General features: G+C 66.5%; 23 protein-coding genes. 12 read left to right on the top strand and 11 right to left on the bottom strand.

Annotation, left to right across the window (positions count from 1 at the left end; genetic code table 11):
* Positions 1-23: 23 nt before the first annotated feature.
* The 5 genes from FRZ44_RS26925 to mutM form a co-directional block, all read right to left on the bottom strand.
* The gene (locus tag FRZ44_RS26925; RefSeq protein ID WP_151180085.1) at positions 24-440 is read right to left on the bottom strand and encodes a rhodanese-like domain-containing protein; all 417 of its coding nucleotides are present in this window, start codon (positions 438-440) and stop codon (positions 24-26) included.
* 549 nt (positions 441-989) lie between these two features.
* Positions 990-1,250 (bottom strand): 30S ribosomal protein S20, encoded by a 261-nt coding sequence (gene rpsT / locus FRZ44_RS26920; RefSeq protein WP_151180084.1) that lies wholly within the window; start codon positions 1,248-1,250, stop codon positions 990-992.
* Between the two features lie 140 nt (positions 1,251-1,390).
* Positions 1,391-2,167 (bottom strand): enoyl-CoA hydratase, encoded by a 777-nt coding sequence (locus FRZ44_RS26915; protein ID WP_151180083.1) that lies wholly within the window; start codon positions 2,165-2,167, stop codon positions 1,391-1,393.
* Positions 2,168-2,243: 76 nt separating this feature from the next.
* Positions 2,244-2,672, bottom strand: coding sequence for a hypothetical protein (locus tag FRZ44_RS26910; RefSeq protein ID WP_151180082.1), 429 nt, complete (start codon positions 2,670-2,672; stop codon positions 2,244-2,246).
* Positions 2,673-2,688: 16 nt separating this feature from the next.
* Entirely contained in the window at positions 2,689-3,531 is an 843-nt protein-coding gene (gene mutM, locus FRZ44_RS26905) for a bifunctional DNA-formamidopyrimidine glycosylase/DNA-(apurinic or apyrimidinic site) lyase (RefSeq protein WP_151180081.1), read from the bottom strand.
* Between the two features lie 137 nt (positions 3,532-3,668).
* On the opposite strand from mutM, the gene FRZ44_RS26900 reads away from it, so the two are divergent.
* The 8 genes from FRZ44_RS26900 (at position 3,669) to FRZ44_RS26865 (ending at position 11,595) form a co-directional block, all read left to right on the top strand.
* Entirely contained in the window at positions 3,669-4,559 is an 891-nt protein-coding gene (locus FRZ44_RS26900; RefSeq protein WP_151180080.1) for an HNH endonuclease, read from the top strand.
* A 42-nt stretch (positions 4,560-4,601) separates the two neighbouring features.
* Entirely contained in the window at positions 4,602-5,438 is an 837-nt protein-coding gene (gene ubiE, locus FRZ44_RS26895) for a bifunctional demethylmenaquinone methyltransferase/2-methoxy-6-polyprenyl-1,4-benzoquinol methylase UbiE (RefSeq protein WP_151180079.1), read from the top strand.
* A gap of 28 nt (positions 5,439-5,466) precedes the next feature.
* Positions 5,467-7,029: a 2-polyprenylphenol 6-hydroxylase gene (gene ubiB, locus FRZ44_RS26890; protein WP_151180078.1), complete on the top strand. Its 1,563-nt coding sequence runs from the start codon at positions 5,467-5,469 to the stop codon at positions 7,027-7,029.
* A gap of 192 nt (positions 7,030-7,221) precedes the next feature.
* Complete coding sequence (coaBC, locus tag FRZ44_RS26885) at positions 7,222-8,430, top strand: bifunctional phosphopantothenoylcysteine decarboxylase/phosphopantothenate--cysteine ligase CoaBC (protein WP_151180077.1); 1,209 nt, start codon at positions 7,222-7,224, stop codon at positions 8,428-8,430.
* Positions 8,427-8,909: a dUTP diphosphatase gene (gene dut, locus FRZ44_RS26880; protein WP_151180076.1), complete on the top strand. Its 483-nt coding sequence runs from the start codon at positions 8,427-8,429 to the stop codon at positions 8,907-8,909. Before coaBC ends, dut begins: the two co-directional genes overlap by 4 nt.
* 15 nt (positions 8,910-8,924) lie before the next feature.
* Complete coding sequence (locus FRZ44_RS26875; protein WP_151180075.1) at positions 8,925-9,380, top strand: RrF2 family transcriptional regulator; 456 nt, start codon at positions 8,925-8,927, stop codon at positions 9,378-9,380.
* Between the two features lie 62 nt (positions 9,381-9,442).
* The gene (cysK, locus tag FRZ44_RS26870; RefSeq protein WP_151180074.1) at positions 9,443-10,426 is read left to right on the top strand and encodes a cysteine synthase A; all 984 of its coding nucleotides are present in this window, start codon (positions 9,443-9,445) and stop codon (positions 10,424-10,426) included.
* 404 nt (positions 10,427-10,830) lie between these two features.
* Entirely contained in the window at positions 10,831-11,595 is a 765-nt protein-coding gene (locus FRZ44_RS26865; RefSeq protein WP_151180073.1) for a HesA/MoeB/ThiF family protein, read from the top strand.
* A gap of 46 nt (positions 11,596-11,641) precedes the next feature.
* On the opposite strand, the gene FRZ44_RS26860 is transcribed toward FRZ44_RS26865, so the two are convergent.
* The 3 genes from FRZ44_RS26860 to FRZ44_RS26850 are packed head-to-tail and all read right to left on the bottom strand — an operon-like array spanning position 11,642 to position 15,358.
* Complete coding sequence (locus FRZ44_RS26860) at positions 11,642-12,604, bottom strand: ABC transporter substrate-binding protein (protein WP_151180072.1); 963 nt, start codon at positions 12,602-12,604, stop codon at positions 11,642-11,644.
* 16 nt (positions 12,605-12,620) lie between these two features.
* On the bottom strand, positions 12,621-14,321 hold the full coding sequence (locus FRZ44_RS26855; protein WP_151180071.1) for an acyl-CoA dehydrogenase family protein: 1,701 nt from the start codon (positions 14,319-14,321) through the stop codon (positions 12,621-12,623).
* A gap of 53 nt (positions 14,322-14,374) precedes the next feature.
* Positions 14,375-15,358, bottom strand: a complete 984-nt coding sequence (locus FRZ44_RS26850; protein WP_151180070.1) for a 2-hydroxyacid dehydrogenase — start codon at positions 15,356-15,358, stop codon at positions 14,375-14,377.
* Positions 15,359-15,637: 279 nt separating this feature from the next.
* On the opposite strand from FRZ44_RS26850, the gene FRZ44_RS26845 reads away from it, so the two are divergent.
* Both FRZ44_RS26845 and FRZ44_RS26840 read left to right on the top strand, forming a co-directional pair.
* The gene (locus tag FRZ44_RS26845) at positions 15,638-16,201 is read left to right on the top strand and encodes an SH3 domain-containing protein (RefSeq protein ID WP_225308470.1); all 564 of its coding nucleotides are present in this window, start codon (positions 15,638-15,640) and stop codon (positions 16,199-16,201) included.
* Between the two features lie 66 nt (positions 16,202-16,267).
* On the top strand, positions 16,268-16,819 hold the full coding sequence (locus FRZ44_RS26840; protein ID WP_151180069.1) for a P-loop NTPase family protein: 552 nt from the start codon (positions 16,268-16,270) through the stop codon (positions 16,817-16,819).
* Positions 16,820-16,849: 30 nt separating this feature from the next.
* Here FRZ44_RS26840 and FRZ44_RS26835 read toward each other — a convergent pair whose 3' ends face one another.
* On the bottom strand, positions 16,850-17,518 hold the full coding sequence (locus tag FRZ44_RS26835) for a TetR/AcrR family transcriptional regulator (protein WP_191908321.1): 669 nt from the start codon (positions 17,516-17,518) through the stop codon (positions 16,850-16,852).
* A gap of 208 nt (positions 17,519-17,726) precedes the next feature.
* On the opposite strand from FRZ44_RS26835, the gene FRZ44_RS26830 reads away from it, so the two are divergent.
* Positions 17,727-19,775, top strand: coding sequence for a hydantoinase/oxoprolinase family protein (locus tag FRZ44_RS26830; protein WP_191908320.1), 2,049 nt, complete (start codon positions 17,727-17,729; stop codon positions 19,773-19,775).
* Positions 19,772-21,481: a hydantoinase B/oxoprolinase family protein gene (locus FRZ44_RS26825; RefSeq protein ID WP_151180066.1), complete on the top strand. Its 1,710-nt coding sequence runs from the start codon at positions 19,772-19,774 to the stop codon at positions 21,479-21,481. The genes FRZ44_RS26830 and FRZ44_RS26825 overlap by 4 nt, the downstream gene beginning before the upstream one ends.
* 7 nt (positions 21,482-21,488) lie before the next feature.
* Here the strand turns inward: FRZ44_RS26825 and FRZ44_RS26820 are convergent, their stop codons facing one another.
* Both FRZ44_RS26820 and FRZ44_RS26815 read right to left on the bottom strand, forming a co-directional pair.
* Positions 21,489-22,244 (bottom strand): class I SAM-dependent methyltransferase, encoded by a 756-nt coding sequence (locus FRZ44_RS26820; protein ID WP_225308469.1) that lies wholly within the window; start codon positions 22,242-22,244, stop codon positions 21,489-21,491.
* 7 nt (positions 22,245-22,251) lie between these two features.
* Positions 22,252-22,842, bottom strand: a complete 591-nt coding sequence (locus tag FRZ44_RS26815; RefSeq protein ID WP_151180065.1) for a DUF3501 family protein — start codon at positions 22,840-22,842, stop codon at positions 22,252-22,254.
* Positions 22,843-22,844 lie beyond the last annotated feature (2 nt).

Genomic DNA, 22,844 nt, shown 5'->3' with positions numbered 1-22,844 from the left:
GCTGCCCCCACTCAAAACCGTCCTCATTCCTGCACCCAGGGCAGCCCTGCGGCCTTCCAGCCGCCCGCACGACCACGATGGTGCTCAGCGTCGAGGCCCCCCTCGAACCCCTCGCTGACATTGTAGCAACGGCTATAGCCGGCGGCCGTCAGGGCCATGGCGGCTGCCTTCGAACGGGCGCCACTCCGGCACAGAAACAGAATGGGTGTGTCCTTGTCGGGTATCGCCTTGGCGATCTCCGCGGCGAAGGCCGGGTTGACCTGCATGGTGGGATAGTCCTGCCAGGACAGGAAGATTGTCTTCTTCCCCGCGCTCGACAGATCCGGCACGCCGACGAAGCCCCATTCGGGACGCGTGCGGACATCGACCAGCCGCGCGGGCTTGTCCTGGCTCAGCATCTGCCATGCTTGCGATGGGGAGACGTCTCCGGCGTAGCTCATTTTTTTGTCGCCCCGACCTTGGCTCGACGCCCCCTGCAGCGTCAGAGTCACCGAAATCTTGAACAGCCCTCCGTTACGACGAGCGGAGCGATGTTCCGAAACCGATCAGTGGATACGACCCGAACTTTCCCTGCGTTCTTGTAGTTTTGCGCAAGAGGATTGTTCGTTTTCGCCGAGTGTCGAAGTGCGGTCTCGTGGAATTTTTTTACCGCACGCTCGAACCCGCTGAGCCTCCCCGTCGACCACCGGGCGCCGACTCTACTCAGTGGGTATGGGCCACGCAATATGTCCGATAGGTGACGCGAGAAAAAAAACGCTTGCGTTGCCCGTCTGCACGGTCGCGGTTTCGCGCGATGCCGCAGCTTGAAAAATGACGCGCGCGCAATACGCGCCACGACGCTGCGGTCAAGTTCTGCAGTCGCTCTCGTTCGCGACTGCGATGTCGCACCGCTCTCGCGGATGCGGCCGAGAGGCACCGGACCAGACTCACAAAACGACAACGCGCGCCACCGATGGTGGCGCGCGTTGCCTTCGACACGATAGATGGGTTCAGAGCGCCTTGATGCGCGCGTTCAGCCGCGACAGCTTGCGCGAGGCGGTGTTGCGCTCGAGGACACCGGTGCGGACGCCGCGCTGAATTTCCGGCTGCGCTTCCTTGAAGGCGGCCTGGGCGGCGGTCTTGTCGCCGGTGGCGATCGCGGTCTCGAGCTTCTTGATGAAGTTGCGCACACGGCTCACGCGCGCGCGGTTCACTGCCGTGCGACGCTCGGTCTGGCGGATACGCTTCTTCGCCGACTTGTGCTGGGCCATGGTGCCTGCTCTCTTACATGCGGGAAGGGGCTCCCCCTCATATTCGGGGGCGGCGGGTTATAGCCCCTGCCCCAGGCCCCGTCAAGGCTCGCGAAAAGGCGGAAAACAGGGCCTGCCGCAAGGCTTTCTTAGCCCCGAATTCAGCGATCCTTGAAGTCCGGCTGGCGCTTCTCGACGAAGGCCGCCATCCCTTCCTTCTGGTCCTCGGTGGCGAAAGCCGCGTGGAACAGCCGGCGCTCGAAGCGCAGTCCCTCGGCCAGCGTCGATTCATAAGCACGGTTGACGGATTCCTTCACCATCATCACCACCGGCGTGGACATCGACGCGATCCGGTCGGCCAGCTTCATGGCCTCGTCCATCAGCTGTTCAGCGGGCAGAACGCGACTGACCAGGCCCGACCGTTCCGCTTCGGCCGCATCCATCATCCGTCCCGACAGGCACATCTCCATCGCCTTGGCCTTGCCGACCAGACGCGTCAGGCGCTGCGTCCCACCGGCGCCCGGCAGCACACCGAGCGTGATCTCCGGCTGACCGAACTTGGCGTTTTCCGCGGCGAGGATGACATCGCACATCATCGCAAGCTCGCAACCCCCACCCAGCGCGTAGCCGGCGACCGCCGCGATCACGGGCTTGCGGCATTGTGCCACCCGCTCCCAGCCCTTGGTGATGAAGTCGGAGACGTAGACGTCGACAAAGTTGCGGTCCTTCATCTCCTTGATGTCGGCGCCGGCGGCGAAGGCCTTCTCGCTGCCGGTGATGACGATGGCGCCGACATGCGCGTCACTCTCGAACTCGTCGAGGGCTTTGCCCAACTCCTGCACCAAGGCGTCGCAGAGCGCGTTCAAGGCCTTGGGCCGGTTCAGGGTGATAAGGCCGACGCGGCCCTTTTTCTCGACGATGATGTTCTGATAGCCCATGATTTTTCCTTCGCCCGAGAGGGGCGGATGGTTCTGCCGGAAGCGGACCCTCTCGTGGATCCTTCCGGCTGTGGGATTATTCCGGCGTGACGGTGAAATGGACCGTCAAGGGACCGCTGCCCTTGACGAACTCGATGGCGAGGCGCTCGCCCTGCCGGCGATAGCTGTGGCTGGTCGCGGCTTCCCACCCCAATTGCGGCAAGGTCGAGCTGTAGAAATCGAGCACCTGCTGCTGGCTCACATCGCCGGCCGCATAGGCCTCGACGATGCGGCCCGTGGACGAATCGAACGCGTAGCCGGAGCCGGAAAGCTCGGTGAGGCCGGGCATCAACGGCAGGTCTTCGACGCCGGCGACGAAGCCGGCCGTGTCGGAAGCGGCGGAGGCCTGCGGCGCCGTGGCGCCGGCGATCGCAATACCGGCTCCCCCGAGAAGGACCGCCAGCAAGGCGCGAGCCCAACGGGCCCGACGCTGCGGCGGACGAGAAGGCGTCTGGCGATGAACCATGGTCCGGTTCCTTACCTCAGCGCTGGCGACGGGGACAGTAGAAAGTGGAGCGGCCGCCCTGGGTCAGGCGGCGGATGCCGCCCGTGGCGGCGAGGTCGCAGTCGCAGCCAGGGCAGGCCTCCCCCTCATGCTCGTAGACGGCCCAGCGATGCTGGAAATAACCGAGCTCGCCGTCGGTCTGCACATAATCGCGCAGCGAGGAGCCGCCGGCCGCGATCGCCTCGCTCAAGACCGCCTTGATGGCGTCGACCAGCTTGTCGGCCCGTTCGCCCTGGACCGTGCCCGCCTTGCGCTTGGGCGAGAGACCGGCCCGGAACAGCGCCTCGGAGGCGTAGATGTTGCCGATGCCTGCGACCACGCGCTGATCGAGGATCGCGGCCTTGATCGAGGTGGCCTTGCCTTTGAGCCGCGCGGCCAGCACGGGCCCGGTGAAGGCATCGTCGAGCGGTTCGGGCCCGAGCCCCTTGATCAGCTTGTGGCGGACGAAGCCCGCCTCGCTCACCAGATCCATCATCCCGAAGCGGCGCGCATCGTTGAAGCGCACATGCCCGCCATCGTCGGTCTCCAGGATGATGTGGTCATGCGGCTCGGGCTCGAGCACCGGCCCGATGCCGATCAGCATCCGTCCGCTCATGCCGAGATGGCAGAGCAGGATCTCGTCGCTGTCGAGATGGATCAGGATGTATTTGGCGCGCCGGTCGATCTTGACCACGCGCCGCCCCTCGAGCCGGCCGACGAAGCCGCGCGGCAAGGGAAAGCGCAGATCCTTTCGGCGCTGCTGCACGCGCGCCAGCCGCCGCCCTTCGAGGCGCAGGGCCAGGCCGCGACAAACGGTCTCGACTTCGGGGAGTTCAGGCATGGGCGCCGAATATAGCGCCGCGTTCGGCGTTCGCGTAACCCCCTCAGCTATTCCACTGTTTGTTGATTTGTCCGGATTTTCCGTATCAGACTGAAAGCCTGAATCCAAGCCGTCCAGCTGTCGACCTGCGGCAGGCCATGTCCAAGTCCGTCTTCACCCATAGGGTGGGTTCTCGATACGACGACCTGCCGGAAAGCAAGTATCACTTTCCGCAGACATATCTGCGTCAAGTGGAACGCTCCGTCGGCGACCTTATCATCTACTACGAGCCACGAAGAGATAACGGCCGCCAATCATATGTGGCGACGGCACGCGTTGTTGGCGTCGAAATCGACCCCCAGCAGCCTGGTCACTTCTATGCCTTGATTTCAGAGTACCTGGAATTTCCTCAGATCGTGCCTTACCGGATCGGCGACCAGTTCTTCGAGGGCAAACTGCGCGGAGCAAATGGCACGACCAATTTGGGCACTGCACAACGTGCTGTGCGAGACGTACCGGAGCATGAGTTTGAAGCCATTTTAACAGCCGCATTTAGTGCAGCCACCAGCGAGCCCAGCCAGACCGAACTTGCGAATCGTGCTGGTATCTCATTGAACGAGCCGGCCGAAACATTCGACCGTCCAATTGTTCAGACGCTTATTTCGCGGCCGTTTCGGGATATCGCGTTCAAAGCTGCTATTCGACGCGCTTACAAAGATACTTGTGCCTTCACGGGACTAAAGCTGATCAACGGCGGTGGGCGTCCCGAGATTGACGCGGCCCATATCCGGCCGGTCGGCGAGGGACACAATGGTCCGGACTCCGTTAGAAACGGCCTCGCCCTTTGTAAAACCGCGCACTGGCTCTTTGATCGAGGTCTGGTGACCCTCGACGACGACCTCAAGATTGTCCAGGCGAAGGGGCTCGTCGGCCAGGAAGTCTCGCGCCTTCTCCATGCCGATGGCATTGCGCGAGTGCCTGAAGCGAGCCATTTCCGGCCGCATTCCCAGTTCCTTCAATACCATCGGGATCACATCTTCAAGGGCTGATCTCGATTGGTCCCGCGCCGGGACTAGGGTAGTTTCGCCGCCATGCAACCCGCCGAACCCCGCCCACCCGCCGAACCGGGCCCTGCCAAGGCTGCCGCGGACAGTCCCGCGCCGGAAGCGGAGCAGGTCTCCTTCGGCTTCCGCACGGTAGCGGCCGAAGAGAAGGCCGGCCTGGTGCGCGGCGTCTTCGACAGCGTCGCCGACCGCTACGACCTGATGAACGACCTGATGTCGGGCGGGATCCATCGCCTCTGGAAGAAGGCGATGATCGACTGGCTCGATCCGCGTCCCGGGCAGACTATCCTCGATGTGGCGGGCGGCACCGGCGATATCGCCTTGCGCATCCTCGAGCGCTTGGGCGGGGCCGACAAGACGGCTGCCAGCGGCAGCCGCATCCTGGTCTGCGACCTGACGCCGGCGATGCTGGCCAGGGGCCGCGACCGCAGCGTCGATCGCGGCCATCTCGGCGGGATCGAATGGATCGCCGGAAATGCCGAGGCGCTGCCGCTGGAATCGATGAGCGTCGATGCCTACACCATCGCCTTCGGCCTGCGGAACGTGACCCATATCGACCGGGCGCTGGCCGAGGCGCGGCGCGTGCTCAAGCCCGGCGGTCGTTTCCTCTGTCTCGAATTCAGCCATGTCGTGCTGCCGATGCTCGACCGGCTCTACGATATCTACTCCTTCTCGGTGCTGCCGAGATTGGGCCGGGTCGTCGCCAAGGACGAGGCCTCCTATCGCTATCTCGCGGAAAGCATCCGTCGTTTCCCGCGCCAGGAGGATCTGGCGGCGATGATCGAGGCGGCTGGGCTGGCGCAGGTGCGCTATCGCAATCTGAGCGGCGGGATCGCGGCGCTGCATTCGGCCTGGCGCCTCTGACGCCGCAATCCCGGGAGCTCCCTCGCCCTTGATCCGCAGTCTGCGCAACCTGATCCGGCTTCTGCGCGTGGCCCATATCCTGGCCCGCCATGGCGCGTTGGCACCGCTGGCCGATGCGCTCGAAGCCGTGGGCGCGCGCTCGACCTTCCTCGATTTCGCCAAGCTGCTGTTCGGCCGCGGGCGGGGCTCGGGCCGGCCCGGCGAACGCCTGGCGGCGGCCCTGGCCGAGCTCGGGCCCGCCTTCATCAAGCTGGGCCAGATGCTCTCGACCCGCACCGATCTCCTCGGCGCCCAGGCCGCGGCCGATCTCTCGACCCTGCAGGACCGCCTGCCGCCCTTCTCCTCCAGCATCGCGCGCGCCACCATCGAGGCCGAGCTGGGCCGGCCGATCTCCGTCCTCTTTGCCAGCTTCGACGACCGCCCGGTCTCCGCCGCCTCGATCGCCCAGGTCCATTTCGCCGTGCTGCCGCCGCAGCCTTCGATCGAAGGCGAGCCGGAGAACGGCGCGAAGGTCACGGGCGAGGTCGCGGTCAAGATTCTGCGCCCCGGCATCGAGCATGCGTTCCGGCGCGACGTCGATCTGCTGCGCTGGCTGGCCGAGATCGTCGAGAAGACGCAGCCGCGGCTGCGGCGCTTCCGTCCGGTCGAAGCGATCGAGAGCTTCGCGCGCCAGGTCGAGTTCGAAATGGATCTGCGGCTCGAGGCCGCGGCGGCCGACGAGCTCGGCCATAATTTCATCGGCGATCCGACCTATCGCGTGCCGAAGATCGACTGGCCGCGCAGCGCGCGCCGCGTGCTGACGCAGGAGCGGCTCACCGGCATCCGCATGGACGACCGCGCGGCCCTGCTCGCGGCGGGGCAGGATATCGACCAAGTGCTGACGCGTGCCGCCGCGATCTTCTTCAAGCAGGCCTTCCGCGACGGCTTCTTCCATGGCGACCAGCATCCCGGCAACATGGTGGTCGATGAGGAGGGGCGGATCGGCGCGGTCGATTTCGGCATCATGGGCCGGCTCGACAAGCAGACCCGCATCTATCTCGCCGACATGCTGCTGGGTCTGCTCGAGCGCGACTATCGCCGCCTCGCCGAGATCCATATCGCGGCCGGGATCGTTCCGGAGACGGAATCGCGCGACATGCTGGCCCAGGCGCTGCGCGCGATTGCCGAGCCCGTGTTCGGACGGCCGCTGAACGAGATCTCCTTCGCCCGGCTGCTGGGCCAGCTGTTCCAGCTGGCCGAGACCTTCGACATGCAGGTGCCGCCCCATCTCCTGCTGCTGCAGAAGAACATGCTGATGGCCGAGGGGGTGAGCCGGCAGCTCAACCCCGACCTCAATATCTGGACCCTGGCGCAGCCCTTGATCGAGGAATGGATGCGCGAGAACCGGGGCCCCGAGGCGCGGGTCGCCGAAGCCGTCGCGGGTGGGGTCGCCCTGATGCGCCGCCTGCCGCGGCTCCTGACAGCCCTGGAGAAGGCCGCCGATCGAATGGCGGAACCCAAGCCGCCCTCTTCCCTGGCGGCGCCCCTGGGCACGCCCTGGTGGGCCTGGGCGGTCCTGGCGCTGGCCCTCGGGGTGGCCCTTTTCCGCTAAGCCCCGGGTTTGATCCCACCGTCCCTGGCGAAGGGATCAACTCCCTCTATTCCATAGTCTTTTCATATAATTAGACAGGGATTCGGTCGCGGCGCACCCACCCGCCCCGGCATGGTCGAGGCTTGTGCTGGAGGCGGGTCGCGCCTAGGTTAACCGCAGAACCAAACCGTGAAATTTTTGGGAACTGCGACAATGCTGGCGGGTAAGCGCATCCTTCTCGTCATTGCCGGCGGGATCGCCGCCTATAAGAGCCTCGAGCTGATCCGGCGCCTCAAGGATCGGGGCGCTACGGTGCGAGTCATTCTTACCAAGGGCGGCGCGCAATTCGTGACCCCGCTTTCGGTCGCGGCGCTCAGCGGCGAGAAGGTCTATGGCGAGCTGTTCTCGCTGATCGACGAGAGCGAGATGGGCCATATCCGTCTCAGCCGAGAAGCCGATCTGGTGGTGGTGGCACCCGCGACCGCGGACCTCCTCGCCAAGATGGCGCATGGGCTGGCCGACGATCTCGCCTCGACCGCGCTGCTCGCGACCGACAAGCCGGTGCTGGTGGCGCCCGCGATGAATGTCGAGATGTGGGGCCATGCCGCGACGCAGGCCAACATCGCGACCCTCAAGCTGCGCGGGGTGCGCCAGGTCGGTCCCAATGCCGGCGATCTCGCCTGCGGCGAGGTCGGATCGGGACGCATGGCCGAGCCGCACGAGATCCTGGAGGCGATCGAACGCTATTTCGCAGTCTCCGCACCGCTCGCAGGCTTGCGGGCTCTCGTCACCAGCGGCCCGACGCATGAGCCCATCGACCCGGTGCGCTACATCGCGAACCGCTCTTCCGGCCGCCAGGGCCATGCGATCGCGGCGGCACTCGCGCGGCGCGGCGCCACGACGCTGCTGGTGTCGGGGCCGACCGCCGAGCCCGATCCCGCCGGCGTCGAGGTCCGCCATATCGAAACCGCCGCGGAGATGTGGGCTGCCTGTCGCGCCGCGCTGCCGGTCGATGTGGCCGTCTGCGCCGCCGCCGTCGCCGACTGGCGCCCCGCCACGGCCGCCGGCGAGAAGATCAAGAAGGCCAAGGGCAAGGCCGCACCTTCGATCGCGCTGGCCGAGAATCCCGACATCCTCGCGGGCCTGTCCGCCGCCGGCAACGAGCGCCCGCGCCTCGTGATCGGCTTCGCCGCCGAGACCGAGAATCTGGTCGAGAACGCGACCGCCAAGCGCCGCAGCAAGGGCTGCGACTGGATCCTGGCCAACGATGTGTCGCCCGATACCGGCACCTTTGGCGGCAGCGACAACACGGTCCATCTGGTCAGCGCCAGCGGCGTCGAGGATTGGCCGCGCATGTCCAAGCAGCAGGTGGCCGAGCAGCTCGCCGACCGGATCGCGGCCGAATTGAAGAGGGCCTCATGACGGCCGCGGTCAAAGTGGCCCTGCAGCGCCTCCCCCATGGCGCGGGCCTGCCACTGCCCGACTATGCCACCGCCGATGCGGCCGGCATGGATCTGGTGGCCGCCGTGACGAAGCCGGTGACCTTGGCGCCGGGCGAACGCGGCCTGGTGCCGACCGGCCTCGCGATCGCCCTGCCGGCGGGATTCGAGGCACAGGTCCGCCCGCGCTCGGGCCTCGCCCTCAAGCATGGCGTCACGCTTCTCAACAGTCCCGGCACCATCGACGCCGATTATCGCGGCGAGATCGGGGTCATCCTCGTCAATCTGGGCCAGCTCCCCTTCACGATCGAACGCGGCACGCGGATCGCGCAGATGGTGGTGGCGCCGGTGACGCGCGTGAGCTGGGCCGAGACCGCAACATTGCCCGAGACCGCCCGCGGTGCCGGCGGCTTCGGATCGACCGGGGTCGGATCCGCGCCGGCCGCGGCCGCACGCCGTTAATACGGAGGGCCTTCCATGCTCCGACTATCCAAGCGCCTGCTCTTCGCCATCGAGGCCGTCGTCGATATCGCCTATCACAGCGGCAACCGCCCGGTGCAGTCGGGCGAGATTTCCGAGCGCCAGGGAATTCCCCGCCGCTACCTGGAACAGGTGCTGCAGCATCTGGTGAAGAGCGGCGTCCTCACCGGCCAGCGCGGCCCGCGCGGCGGCTATCGGCTGGCGCGCGAACGCCGGCGCATCACCCTGGGCGAGGTGGTTCGCGTCATGCGCCAGATCGACATGGTGCCCGATCCCTTGAGCGAGGGCGGGGGTTCCGTCATCGGGATGCAGGTGGTGCGCCCGCTCTGGCGCGAGCTCCAGGATTCCATGCTGCTCGAGCTCGACAAGATCACGGTCGAGGATCTCTGCCAGCGCGCCCAGGTGGCGGGCGTTCCCAGCAGCGCCGCCGAGCGGCTCGACTTCACGATCTGACGATCGATTCATCCGGCATCGCGACCCTCGAGCCGGCATCCGCATAGGAGACGCAAGGAATCATGACGGCAACCAAATCTGCGGCGGGCGCTCACGCGCCGGAATTTCGCGGCCGCATCTATGACAGCATCCTGGAGACGATCGGCGCGACCCCGCTGGTCCGCCTCGACAAGCTGGCGCGCGAGGGCGGCTCGAAGGCCGAAATCGTCGGCAAATGCGAGTTCTTCAATCCGCTGGCCTCGGTCAAGGACCGCATCGGCCTGGCGATGATCGAGGCGCTCGAGGCCGAGGGTAAGATCCGCCAGGGCACGGTCCTGGTGGAGCCCACCTCCGGCAACACCGGCATCGCGCTCGCCTTCGTCGCCGCGGCCAAAGGCTATCGCCTGATCCTGACCATGCCCGAGAGCATGTCGGTCGAGCGGCGCAAGATGCTCAAGCTCCTGGGCGCCGAGCTGGAACTGACGCCGGCGGCCCAGGGCATGAACGGCGCCATCCGCCGCGCCGAGGAGCTGGTGGCGCAGATCGGCAATGCCGTGATCCCGCAGCAGTTCCGCAATCCGGCCAACCCGGCCATCCATCGACGCACCACGGCCGAGGAGATCTGGCGCGACACCGACGGCAAGGTCGATGTGGTGGTCAGCGGTGTGGGCACCGGCGGCACGCTGACCGGGATCGGCGAGGTCTTGAAGCCGCGCCGGCCGGGCCTGCGCATGGTCGCGGTCGAGCCCGAGGACAGCCCGGTGCTGTCGGGCGGCCCGCCCGGACCCCACAAGATCCAGGGCATCGGTGCCGGCTTCGTGCCGTCGATACTCAACCGCGAGCTGATCGACGAGGTGGTGCGCATCGGCAACGAGACCGCCTTCCGCACCGCGCGCCGCGTCGCCAAGCTCGAAGGCGTGCCGGTCGGCATCTCGTCCGGTGCCGCCCTCGCCGCCGCCCTCGAGGTCGGCATGCGCCCGGGCATGGAAGGCAAGCGCATCGTCGTGATCCTGCCCTCCTTCGCGGAGCGCTATCTTTCGACCGCGCTGTTCGAGGGGCTGGACTAACAGCGCAAACGCGAAGGGGTGTTTGCACTCCTTCTCTCGTCATCGCCGTCCCTTCTGCCGTCATCCCCGCGAAAGCGGGGACCCATGGAAGGGCCGGAGCGCGATATCGACATGGGCCCCCGCTTTCGCGGGGGTGACTATGAATAAGAGCGTGGCGACATAGAAAGCCTCGCGACAAACCCTTCCCCGGTCATCCCCGCGAAAGCGGGGACCCATGGATGGGCCGGAGCATGGCATCGACATGGGCCCCCGCTTTCGCGGGGGTGACGATGAATAAGAGCGTGGCGACATAGAAAGCCTCGCGACAAACCCTCCCCCGGTCATCCCCGCGAAAGCGGGGACCCATGGATGGGCCCGAGCTCGGTATCGACATGGGCCCCCGCTTTCGCGGGGGTGACAGTGGTATGGACCTCTCCGACACCCAGATCGAACGCTACGCCCGCAACCTGATCCTCGACGAGATCGGCGAGGAAGGGCAATCGAAGCTCCTGGCCAGCAAGGTGCTGGTGCTGGGCGCGGGCGGTCTGGGCTCGCCGCTGCTGCTCTATCTCGCCGGTGCGGGCATCGGCGGGCTTGGCGTCGTCGACCATGACAAGGTCGATCTCTCCAATCTGCAGCGCCAGGTGCTGCATGGCACGACCGACGTCGGCCGGCCCAAGACCGACAGCGCGGCCGCCGCGATCGCGCGCATCAACCCCGACATCGCCTTTACGCGCCATCATCTCCGCCTCGATGCGTCGAACGTCATGGGCGTGATCGAGGGCTATGATCTCGTCGCCGATGGCAGCGACAATTTCGAGACGCGCTTCCTGCTGGCCGACGCCTGCCACAAGGCGAAGAAGACGCTGGTCTCGGCGGCCGTGGTGCGTTTCGACGGGCAGCTCACCACCTTCAAGCCCTATCTGGGCGCGCCCCATCCCTGCCTGCGCTGCCTCCATCCGGAGACGCCCGACGAGGATGCCGTGCCGCGCTGCGAGCAGGCGGGCGTGCTGGGATCGGCCGCAGGGACCATGGGCACGCTGCAGGCGACCGAGGTGATCAAGGAATTGCTCGGACTGGGCGACGGCCTGTCGGGACAGCTGCTGCTCTATGACGCGCTCTCGACGGTGTTCCGCAAGATCCGGCTGCGCCGGCGCGAAGGCTGCCCCGGCTGTGGTGGTCCAGGTTGAAGGGATTGGATCGGCTGCCAGGGAGCCCCTGTCGGCGGGCTGATAGTCAGCAGGCCTGTCCGTCGCGCTGAGCCCGGTCCCATGCCGTCACCAGCTCCACCAATTCGGCAAGCGCTTCCGGGTAACAGAGATTGGGATTGGCGATGTTCCGGCTTGGCCGATAGACGGCACGGTCGGATACCGCCCTGAGACTCGACCATCCCGGACGCGCTGCAATGGGATGGCTCATCGCATTCGGGCAACCATTGCAATCGAACGCCAGGACGATGTCGGGCTGCGCCTCCCGAATGACCTTGAAATCGGTCCAGGCGACCGCATCGCCGGGCCGGGTAAACAGCGGTTCGCCGCCGCTCAGGCGAATCAAATCCGGAGCCAGATGTCCGCCCGCCATGACGAACCGTCCCGGGTTCGCGAATCGGCGCGCCGGGTCGGGGTCATATTTGATGCACACGCAATATTCAAACAGTACCGTTGGACGCCGTGCCGGGACGACGTGCCGCGCCAGGATCGCCTCGCGCCGCGCCGCCAGCTTCGTCGCGATCTCCCGAGCGGCCTCCCGCTTGCCGACGATGTCCCCGATCGTGACAATCTGCTGGTCCAGGTCCGTCAAGGTGCGCGTGTCAAAGTTGACGAACGCATCCGGACCGAGATTGAACATCCCGGCCTCATGGGCCGCGAACGTGCCGGTTCCGGAAGCGAGAACCATGTCCGGCTGGAGCGCGACCGCCCGCTCGCGATCGACTTGAGGCCAGGCACCGACCTCGGGCAAGGCCTGCCAGTGGTGCAGCCGCGATGCGATCTTCTTGCCGGAAAGCCCCCAGACGTCGAGATAGTTTTGAATGGACGACGGGCAATACTGGGTGCGCCCGACGACCGTTTCATCGGCGCCAAGCGCGAACAAAATCATCGAGATGTTGGGCGCCAGAGAGAGCAAGCGTCGTGGCTGGCTCATGCTGAACGGCCCGCCACCATCGCGCGAGGGTCCCAATTGCCCGCGAAGCTGGCTCATCTCGGGCGGAACTTCTTCACGGTGCGGCGGCGATCGGCTGACCGGCCGCCAGCGCCTCGAACTCGCGATAGACCCAATCCTGCTGCGGCAGGATCCCGCGCCGCGCCGGTGGCTGGAAGCGCGCCTCGATGAAGAGCTGCGCGATCCGCCGCTTGCGATGATCGCCCTGCTTCAGCCCCTCCTCGGCCTCCACCAGCAGCAGGGTCGCGGCGAGGATATCGGCCATCAGCGCCATCAGGCGGCGCGCGTGCCGGCGCGCCTCGGCGGGATCGGCGCGGATCAACCCCAACGCCGCCTGCCAATCCATCAGGTTTGCGCGCAGGATCGTCACGAACGCAGCCAGGGGTGAGGATGCCGCCGCCAGCATCGCCTCGATGCGCGCGACGAAGATCTTGTCGCCGCCATGCCGGCCCGCGACCAGCCGCAGGATCTCCAGCGCCTGGATGTTGGCGGGCCCTTCCCAGACGGTCATGACCTGCGCGTCGCGCAGCAGGCGCGGCGTCACATGATCGTAGGTGTAGCCATTGCCGCCGATGATCTCGATCGCGCGCGAGCAGGCGCGGATCGAATCCTCGCCGGTCATGTATTTGGCGAGCGCGGTCACGAGCCGGAGCCAGACGCGCGCCTCGTCGACGTCGCCCGAATGGGCGCGATCGGCGATATCGAAGCCATGCGCGGCCGCGAAGGCCAGCGCCGCCCCTGCCTCCAGCGTCACCAGGATCGCGATCAGCTCGTCCTGCACCATCGGATAATGGACGATCGCGTCGCCGAAGGCCTTGCGCTCCGCGGCGTAATGGAAGGCCTCGACGAAGGCGCGGCGCTGCAGCCCGACCGAGGCCATCGCATTATGGATGCGGCTGAATTCGAGCGCCGCCATCATCAGGGTGAAGCCCTCGGGCGGCGGCGCCACTTCCAGGGCCCAGGTCTCGGTGAGATCGACCTCGGCCGTGGGCAGGCCCTTGGTGCCGAGCTTGTCCTTCAGGCGCCGGAACCGCATCGGGTTGAGCGTGCCATCCTCGAGCGTGATCGGCACCAGATAGAGCCCGAGGCCCTTGGTGCCGGCAGGCGCGCCCTCGGGCCGCGCCGTCGCCAGCGCCAGTCCGCCATCGGCATTGCTGACGAACCATTTGAGCCCGTTGAGCCGCCAGTGATCCGCCTCTGGCCGCGCGGTGGTGGTGGTGCCGCCGACATCGCTGCCGCCATGGAGCTCGGTCGCCCAGGTGCCGCCCGTCAGCGCGGCGCCATCCATGCGCGTCAGTTCCTCGCGATAGCGCGCCTTGAGGGCGGGCGGGCCATGGCGATCCAGCACATAGGCGACCGCGCCGGTCATGGTGACCGGGCAATGCAGCGAGACATCGGCCTGGGACAGCAGGTAGCCCATGGCGAAGGTCACTTCGAAGGGCGCGGGGTCGGGCGTGTAGTTGAGCCCGATCACGCCGCGTTCATAGGCCTCGCGCGAGGTCGCGGCCCAGGTCGGATTGCGCAGGATCCGGTTCGCGATCCGCCCTTGCGCGTCATAGGTCTCGAGCCTGGGCGGCGCCTGGCGATCGGTATAGGACGCCGTGCGATCGACCACGTCGCCGACCCAGGCGCCGAAGCCGGCGAGGCCCGGTTCCCAGCGAGCGTAGGCCGTTCCCAGCGAGCGCCTCAGCAGGCGCTGCAGGTTCGGATCGTTGCGGAACAGATCCCGCTTGCGGGCTTCGGCCTGGCTTTCCATGGCCTCGTTCGGATCGCCGGCGGGAAGCGGCAGGACAGCCTGCTCGCGTCCCGTCAGAACATCGTTTCGAGCACGCGGTCGGGCGGCTTGTGGCCGTCGGCGAAGGTCTTGATGTTGATGATGACCTTCTCGCCCATATCGATGCGGCCTTCCACCGTGGCCGATCCCATATGCGGCAGCAGCACCACATTGTCGAGCTTGAGCAGCTTCGGATTGACCGCGGGCTCATGCTCGAACACGTCGAGGCCGGCGCCGCCCAGCTCGCCCTGCACCAGCATCCGCGCCAGCGCGTTCTCGTCGATCACCTCGCCGCGAGAGGTGTTCACGATATAGGTGTGGCGCGGCAGCAGCTTGAGCCGGCGGGCCGAGAGCAGGTGATAGGTCGCGGGCGTATGCGGGCAGTTGATCGAGATGATGTCCATCCGCGCCAGCATCTGGTCGAGGCTTTCCCAATAGGTTGCCTCCAGCTCGGCTTCGAGATCGGGATGGACGCGCCGGCGGTTGTGGTAATGGACGGCCAGCCCGAAGCCGCGAGCGCGGCGCGCCACGGCGGTGCCGATGCGCCCCATGCCGACGATGCCGAGGCGCTTGCCCCAGATGCGATGGCCCAGCATCGAGGTAGGGCCCCAGCCCTTCCACTGGCCCGAGCGGATGAGGCGCTCGCCCTCGGCCAGGCGCCGCGGCACGGCGAGGATGAGGGTCATGGTCATGTCCGCCGTGTCTTCGGTCAGGACACCGGGGGTGTTGGTGACGGTGATGCCGCGCTGGCGCGCCGAGGCGAGGTCGATATGGTCCACGCCGGTGCCGAAGGAGGCGATCAGCCGCAATTTGGGGCTGGCCTGCGACAGCACCGCCGAATCGATCCGGTCGGTCACGGTCGGCACCAGCACGTCGGCGGTCTTGGCGGCCTCGACCAGGTCGGCTTGCGTCAGCGGGCGGTCGTCGACGTTCAAGCGGACATCGAACAGCTCCATCATGCGCGTCTCGATCGGATCGGGCAGCTTGCGGGTAACGACGACGATGGGTTTGGGAGGCATCGGGCCCGATCACGCGTGTTGGTTTTGGGAAGAGCCGGTCGACAGCGGAGCCCACTCTACCAAGCGAAACTCGCGGTCTGCCATAGCAAGAGCGTCCTGCCTTGTCCAGCCGAGGACCCCGGAGGCGTTCGGCGCCGCGCCGGCGCCCGCCAGGGGGAGCCGCGCCGGCCGCCCGGAGGGTTACGCCGGGTCAATCCGGCCGGTTCAACTTGACCCGGCCGCCGGAGCAGCCGAATCTGCGCCCCAGGCGATTACGGTTCGATGATGGAGACTCGGCTTATGAATTTGGCCCTGGTGCGTCCCGCCGGCGGGCGACGCCGTTGCGGTCGCGGTTTGGCGGCATTCCTCCTGATTGCGGGTCTGGCGTTTGCGGGGCTGGACGCGATGCCGCAGCTCGGCGGCAGCCTGGCGATGGCGGCAAACGCCAACCCCTCGGGCCTGCCGATCCCGCGTTTCGTCTCGCTCCGGTCGAACGAGGTCAATCTCCGGACCGGGCCGGGCCTGACCTATCCGATCGACTGGATCTACAAGCGCGACGGCATGCCGGTCGAGGTGATCGAGGAATTCGACACCTGGCGCAAGATCCGGGACTGGCAGGGGACCGAAGGCTGGGTCCATCAGAGCATGCTCGACGGCAAGCGCGACTTCGTCATCACCGGCGAGCGGCGGACCATGCGCCTGGCGCCGGAGATGGATGCGCGGCCGGCGGCCCGGCTCGAGCCCGGCGTGGTCGGCCAGCTCTTCGAATGCGACGCGATCTGGTGCCGGGCCGAGGTCCAGGGTTATCGCGGCTGGCTCAAGCGCGAATGGTTCTGGGGCACCTACCCCAACGAGACCTTCTGAGGTCCGCCGCCGCGATGCGCGATCCCGCCGACCGGACACCGCGCCCGATGCCGGGGGGTTGAGCCCTTGGGCGCCACCCGCCGGGTCGCAATCGTCGGCAATATAGCCGGCGGCAAATCCACCCTGGCGCGCGCCCTTTCCGAGGCGACCGGCATCCCCCATCGCGAATATGACACGCTGCTCTGGCGGGGCGCCGAGCTCCTCTCCAACAAGGAAGCCATCGCCCGCGAGCAGGCCTGGCTCGTCGAGGACAGCTGGATCATCGACGGGATGGGGGCCTGGGAGGCGATCGAGCGCCGGCTCGACCGGGCCGACGGCATCATCTTCGTCGACCTCCCGCTGCTGCAGCATTGCGCCTGGGCGGCCCAGCGTCGGCTCAATCAGGCCCGGCGCGGCGAGGCCCCCGACCCCAAGGAAGCGGTCCTCGATCTCGAAACCCTGTTCCGGCTGGTGGAGATCACCCACAAGCGCACGCGGCCCAGGATCCTCGCCTATCTCGAAGCGCATCCGGAAAAGCAGACCGTCCGCCTCCGCAGCAAGGCCGCGCTGCAGCGCATGATCGAGGATTTTCGGCGGAAAGCGGTCGAGCGCCGCAGCGCTGCATCACCAGCCCGCTAGCCGACTGATCGCCAGCTTGGAATCGCGGGTCTAGCCGCTGGGTTTAAGACCGGCATAGATCATCCGCACTTCCTTCTCGATCAGCCGGTGCAGCTTTGCCTTCGAGCGACTGCCCTCGGTCATGATCTCGTGGAAATGCAGGTGGTCGAGGCCCAGAAAGATGCGAGCCGCCAGGCGGCAATCGGCGCCCGGATCGAGTTGGCCGCGCTGGCGCAGCAGCTCCAGCAGTTGCAGCATGCGCCCGGTATAGCGGTCATAGATCTCGGCAAAGGTTTTGCGATAGCGCTCCGGCGTGAAGGCCGGCGCCAGGATCTCGCGCCAGACTGCCGGGCCCGCATAGTCGATGCCGGTCTCCAGATCGCACTGGATGAGCCTGCTGATCGCGATGACGGGATCGTCGGGGGGATTGGCCACGATCGCTTCGCTTTGCTTTAGCACGAGTTCTCGATCCTCGCGGTACATCGCCACCAGCAGGTCGAACTTGGAGGAGAAGTAGTTGTAGATCGTGCCGACGGAGAGTTCGGCGCGCTCGGCGATATCCTCGAGCCTTGCCTCCTCGAAACCCTTCTCGCCGAAGACGGCCGCAGCCGCCCGGAGCATCGTGTCGCGGCGCTTCGAGCGCTGCCGCTCGCGCAGTCCGGGCTCGGCGTCGCCCGAGGGGCTGACATATTTCGTCCGGAGTTCGGCACGAAAGCTCAATTGTGGCACCCTTTCGATGGGTCGAGGCAGGCACGATATCGGGCAGGCTCGCGCCCCGCAAAGGCGGGAACCTTGGATCCTCTGCCCTATCTTGCACGCGATTTCAAATTTATGCATCATTGTAAAAATAATCCGCCGCACTTGTCAGGGGGAAACGGCGGCCCGTGCCGTCGCGGGTCCGGCGGCAAAGGGAGGCTCCGGTTCGATCATGATCAAGATGGCCATCGAGGTGGGGGGAACCTTCACGGATCTGATCTGGCTCGACGAAGCGGGCGAGGTCCGAACCCACAAGCTGCCTTCCACCCCGCGAGATCCATCAGTCGGCGTCATCGACGGTCTCGAGCAGGCGCTGGGGAGCAAGCTCACCGGCCTGTCCCAGCTCTTCCACGGCTCGACCGTCGCGACCAACGCTATCCTGGAGCGCAAGGGCTGCCGCGCCGCCTTCCTGACGACGCGCGGGTTCCGCGACATTCTGCAGCTGCAACGGCAATTGAGACCGAATGTCTATGCCATCGCCTGCAAGAAGCCGGAGCCCCTGGTGCCCCTGAGCCGTTCGGTCGAGGTGACGGAGCGGCTCGATGCGGCGGGCGAGGTTGTCCTTCCCCTCGATGAGGAGGAGCTGCTCAACGCCGTCGACAAGCTGGTGCGAGTCGAGCGGGTCGAGGCCATCGCCATCTGCCTCCTCCACGCGTACCGCAATCCAGCACATGAGGAGCGCGTGCGCCGCCTGATCGAGGATCGCTATCCGGATCTGCCGGTGGTGCTCTCGACCAAAGTCCTGCCCACCTTCCGCGAATATGAGCGAGCCTCGACCACCGCGATGGCGGCCTATCTGGTTCCGCTGGTCGGCCGCTATCTCGGCCGTCTCGAGAAGCACCTCGCCCAGTCCGCGCGGGATAGCGACCTTTTCATCATGCAGTCCTCGGGCGGTGTGCTGCCGAGCGCGGGATCGCGCGACCGCGGCGTCGACATGTTGAACTCGGGCCCCGCCGCCGGCGTCATCGGCGCTGTGCGCGTCGCTGACGTGATCGGCGACAAGGACGTGATCACGCTCGATGTCGGAGGCACCAGCGCCGACATCTGCCTGATCGCGGGCGGCAATCCGGGCATCACCGCGGAGACCGAGGTGGACGGACTTCCCGTGGGCCTGCCCAGCATCGACATCGCCAATATCGGCGCCGGAGGCGGCAGTCTCGGCTGGATCGATGCCGGGGGCATGCTGCAGGTTGGCCCGAGGTCTGCCGGGGCCCGGCCGGGCCCCGCCTGTTATGGTTACGGCGGGACGGCACCCACGATCACCGACGCACTGGTCCGTCTGGGCTGGATTCGTCCGCATCGCTTCCTTGGCGGACGCATGACGCTGCTACCGGAGCGCGCAGACGAGGTCCTCACCAGCTTGGCGAAGCCGTTGGGCCAAAGCGCCGACGCGCTGGCGCAGGCGATGGTGGAGATCGGCGCCGCCCATATCGGGCAGGGAATCCGGCTCGTCTCCGTGCAGCGGGGCCATGACCCCAAGCATTACGCGCTCTACGGCTATGGCGGCATGGGGCCGATGATCGGGGCGCTCGCAGCAGGCGAGCTCAGCATCCGCCGCGTCGTGATCCCGCCCTATCCCGGCCTCTTTTCGGCGCTGGGCCTGCTTGTCGCCGATCTGAAACGGATTTACCGCAGGACCAACCTGTCGCCTGTGGAGGACAGCATCGGCGCGAAGGCAGCCGAGATTTTCACGCAGATGCGCAAGGAAGCAGAGGCGGAGTTCGCCGCCTTTGGCCAGGCGGCGCGCGATCTCCAGTTCGAGCATGCGCTGGAGATGCGCTTCCGCGGCCAGGGCTTCGAGCTGCTGACGCCGGTGGATACCGTCCCGCTCGCCGCCGAAGGCGCCTCCTATCTGCACCGGCTATTCCGCGACATGCATCGCACCCGCTACGGTGCCTCGGCATTCGGCGAGGCGATCGAGATCGTCTCCTTCCGCCTGGTCGCGCAGGTTCCCACGCCGCGGGATGCGCTGGATCAGGTCACGCGCGGAGCGGCCGGCGCCGCCAAGCCCCACATCGAGGAAGGCCACGTGCTCTTTCGGGGGAAGACCATTCCCTGCCGTTTCGCTTGGCGGCAGAGCCTGCCCGAGGGCTTCGCGCTTTCAGGTGCGGCGATCATCGAGGAGCCGACGGCCACGACCCTGGTGCCGCCCTGCTGGACCGCAACGGTTGCACGCGGCGGCTCGCTAGTGCTGACGCCGGAGCCGAAGGAGCAAGGATGATGCCGACCGTCGATCAGGCCACTTTCAATATCATCAGCCACGGACTTCATGGCATCGCGCAGGAGATGGGCGAGAAACTCGTCCGTTCGGCCTATTCGACCATTATCCGCGAGGCCCGCGACTGCTCGACCTCACTGTTGGACCGCCAGGGCCGGATCATCGCGCAGGCGCAGTTCTGTCCGATCCATATGAACTCCTTCGGCAAGGTCTTCGAGGCCTTCGCCAAGCGGTACGACCTATCGACCATCCGGCCGAACGAGGCATTGATCACCAACGACCCCTACAGCGGGGCGCAGCATCTCAACGACATCATCCTCTTCACGCCGGTCTTCTATCGCGGCCGGCTGGTCGCCTTCGCCGCGGCGCTGGGTCACCATATCGATATCGGCGGCGGGGCCGCCGGCCCCAATGCCGGCGCCAGCGACGTTTATTCCGAAGGCTTGAGGATTCCGCTCTGCCGCTTCGATGTCGAGCGCGACCTGGGTGGTGGTCTGCTCGAGCAGTTCATCCGCATCAATGTGCGCACGCCCGACCAGGTGATGGGCGATATCCATGCCCAGTTCGCCTCGGCACGGACCGGCGAGGTGCGGCTCATCGAAATGCTCGACCGCTTCGGCGAGGAGACAGTGCTGGGTGCTGCCGCCGAGCTTCAAGACTACTCGGAACGGCGCGCGCGCGAGGCGATCAAGGCCATCCCTGACGGCGTCTATGAGGGCGAGGATTTCGTCGACGACAACGGATTCACGCAGGAACCGCTACGCGTCGCCGTCAAGGTTACCGTCTCGGGCGATATGATGGAGATCGACCTGAGCGGCAGCTCTCCGCAGACCAAGGGCATCATCAACTCGCCGCTGGCCTCGACCATTTCGGCCGCCTACGGCGCGTTGGCCCTGCTGCTGGGCGGCGGCCACATCCCCGTCAATGACGGCCTCTACCGCCCGATCCGCAACATCGAGGTTCCTTACGGCTCCTTCCTCAATCCCAGCCAACCCGTCGCCGTGCGTGCCCGCAACAGCGCATGCCACCGCGTCTACAACGCCATCATGCTTGCCATGTCTCAAGTGGTGCCAGGCCAAGTCCTGGCCTCGGGCCATGACACGACCAATGCGATCGGCATGGGTCATATGGGCCCGGATGGCTATCGCGTCTATATGGAAGTCGTGGGCGGCGGCTGGGGCGCTTCGGCCGATGCCGATGGTGCCGACGTGGTCGACGGCTATGTCGGCAACTGCTCCAACGTGCCAGTCGAATCGCTCGAGGCCGACTATCCCTTCATGCGGGTCGAGGAGTATGCGCTGCGGCGAGGCTCGGCCGGGAGCGGCACAAAGCGCGGCGGGCTCGGCGCGCGACGTACCTATCGCATCCTCGAAGACGGGGTCAGCTTCAACTGCTACTCCGACCGCTTCCGCATCGCGCCCTGGGGCCTGCTGGGTGGCGAGCCCGGGGCGATGTCACGCTTCTCCGTCGAACGCGATGGCAAGGTCGTCGCGCTGGCCTCCAAGGGCAACACGCCGCTTCGGCGCGGCGACTTGCTGATCATCGAAACGGCGGGTGGCGGCGGCTACGGGCCGCCGCAGGACCGGGCACGCGAGACTGTCGCGCGCGACCTGCACGAAGGCCTCATCACGGCCGAACAGGCTGCGCGGGCCTATCAGCTCGAAGCCGGCAGTCAGCGCGCCTCCGAATTGACCCAGGCCGAGTCCTGATCATGTGTCACGCGCGATCGCAGGCCAGGAGGAGAAACATCGGACGCTCGCGCTCCGGCGCCCATTCGGGATGCGATGCGGCCTGCTCGCGGCTCGGCCCCCGTTCCTCGATGTGCGCGATGACGAAGCCCGCGCGGCGCAGCAGATCGACATAGGTGCCGATCATGCGGTGCTGTTTGATCACGCCTTTGACCAACCAATCCGTGGAGCGCGCTCCCTCGTCGAGATAGCCATCCACCGGCCATTGGCCACGCCCAGCCACGTTTGTCAGCCAACCCGGCTCGCGGGGCGCTGTATAGATCGGATGCTCGACCGAGAACACCAGTTTGCCACCGGGGCGCAGCGCCTCGTGGACATTCGTCAGCAGGCGTGTCAGGTCGCGCAGGTAATGGAAAGCCAACGAACTATAGACCAGATCGAACGTCGCAGCTTCGGCATCGAATTGCTCCAGGTCGGCGTTGACATAGGCGATCATGGGATCTTGCGTTTCCGCCTTCGCCCGCGCGAGCATTCGGCTGGAAAGATCGATGCCCGTGACGCTCGCGGCACCCTGGTGGCTCGCCCAACGGCAGAACCAGCCGAAGCCGCAACCGAGATCCAGCACGCGGCGGCCCGCAAGAGGCGGAAGCAGCGCCCGCAGCGACGGCCATTCCGGCGCACCCTCGAGCCCTTCGATTGATCGCGGCAGCTGGCTGTAGCCGGCGAAGAAGATTTCGTCGTCATAGATGTTCTGTGCCATACGCACTTCGCTCGGCTCGGGCACAACGCCCCTAGTCGAAATCCTGCGCCAGCGCCTCGCGCACGCCGTCGCTCATCACGGCGATATGGCCGTAATGCGGATGAGTGAAGCCCACGAGGATGCGGGCGCCCGGCTTGCGGAACGCCTCGATCTGTTTCGGCGTGAAGAGGAAATGGATGAACTGGACGGAGGAGGCCTTGCCTTCGGCCGTGCTGCGATCCTGATCGGCTTCGGCCACGCCACTGATGCGCTCGCCCTCGACCTCGATGAAGGCCGTCTCCTCGACACCGCCCAGGCGCGACAGGATGATCTTGCGTTGCTCCGGATCGTCGATCTCGAACAGCACGGTCGCGACGAGCTCCGCGCCCTTCGGAATGAGCGGGTTATAGGCCGCGAGCTCGCCTGGAATCTGCTCGGGCCCGCCCTTCTCGATATAGAGCATCTCCTGCACCTGGAACCACATGCTCTCGTAATTCTCGAAATGCATGCTGCAATGGGGGCCGATCTCGAGACGGCGCATCTTCTTGCGCTGCACCAGCGCCGTGCGCCGTTCCTTGCGCACCTTGGTGTAGGCCTCGACGCTCATCAGGTCGGCCGGCGTGATCTCATGCTTGTGCATCATCG

The organism is Hypericibacter terrae, assembly GCF_008728855.1.
In the GTDB taxonomy this organism is placed as follows: Bacteria; Pseudomonadota; Alphaproteobacteria; order Dongiales; family Dongiaceae; genus Hypericibacter; species Hypericibacter terrae.
Note: the sequence above shows the minus strand (reverse complement) of the source record. Positions and strands in the feature narration are given on the sequence as shown.

Coding starts and splice junctions, on each gene's coding strand:
- mutM (WP_151180081.1), bottom strand. CDS start 3,531: ATGCCTGAACTCCCCGAAGTCGAGACCGTTTGTCGCGGCCTGGCCCTG.
- dut (WP_151180076.1), top strand. CDS start 8,427: ATGACGGCCGCGGTCAAAGTGGCCCTGCAGCGCCTCCCCCATGGCGCG.
- FRZ44_RS26815 (WP_151180065.1), bottom strand. CDS start 22,842: ATGATGCACAAGCATGAGATCACGCCGGCCGACCTGATGAGCGTCGAG.
- FRZ44_RS26910 (WP_151180082.1), bottom strand. CDS start 2,672: ATGGTTCATCGCCAGACGCCTTCTCGTCCGCCGCAGCGTCGGGCCCGT.
- cysK (WP_151180074.1), top strand. CDS start 9,443: ATGACGGCAACCAAATCTGCGGCGGGCGCTCACGCGCCGGAATTTCGC.
- coaBC (WP_151180077.1), top strand. CDS start 7,222: ATGCTGGCGGGTAAGCGCATCCTTCTCGTCATTGCCGGCGGGATCGCC.
- rpsT (WP_151180084.1), bottom strand. CDS start 1,250: ATGGCCCAGCACAAGTCGGCGAAGAAGCGTATCCGCCAGACCGAGCGT.
- FRZ44_RS26875 (WP_151180075.1), top strand. CDS start 8,925: ATGCTCCGACTATCCAAGCGCCTGCTCTTCGCCATCGAGGCCGTCGTC.
- FRZ44_RS26925 (WP_151180085.1), bottom strand. CDS start 440: ATGAGCTACGCCGGAGACGTCTCCCCATCGCAAGCATGGCAGATGCTG.
- FRZ44_RS26900 (WP_151180080.1), top strand. CDS start 3,669: ATGTCCAAGTCCGTCTTCACCCATAGGGTGGGTTCTCGATACGACGAC.
- FRZ44_RS26860 (WP_151180072.1), bottom strand. CDS start 12,604: ATGAGCCAGCTTCGCGGGCAATTGGGACCCTCGCGCGATGGTGGCGGG.
- FRZ44_RS26850 (WP_151180070.1), bottom strand. CDS start 15,358: ATGCCTCCCAAACCCATCGTCGTCGTTACCCGCAAGCTGCCCGATCCG.
- ubiE (WP_151180079.1), top strand. CDS start 4,602: ATGCAACCCGCCGAACCCCGCCCACCCGCCGAACCGGGCCCTGCCAAG.
- FRZ44_RS26845 (WP_225308470.1), top strand. CDS start 15,638: ATGAATTTGGCCCTGGTGCGTCCCGCCGGCGGGCGACGCCGTTGCGGT.
- FRZ44_RS26865 (WP_151180073.1), top strand. CDS start 10,831: ATGGACCTCTCCGACACCCAGATCGAACGCTACGCCCGCAACCTGATC.
- FRZ44_RS26855 (WP_151180071.1), bottom strand. CDS start 14,321: ATGGAAAGCCAGGCCGAAGCCCGCAAGCGGGATCTGTTCCGCAACGAT.
- FRZ44_RS26915 (WP_151180083.1), bottom strand. CDS start 2,167: ATGGGCTATCAGAACATCATCGTCGAGAAAAAGGGCCGCGTCGGCCTT.
- FRZ44_RS26825 (WP_151180066.1), top strand. CDS start 19,772: ATGATGCCGACCGTCGATCAGGCCACTTTCAATATCATCAGCCACGGA.
- FRZ44_RS26830 (WP_191908320.1), top strand. CDS start 17,727: ATGATCAAGATGGCCATCGAGGTGGGGGGAACCTTCACGGATCTGATC.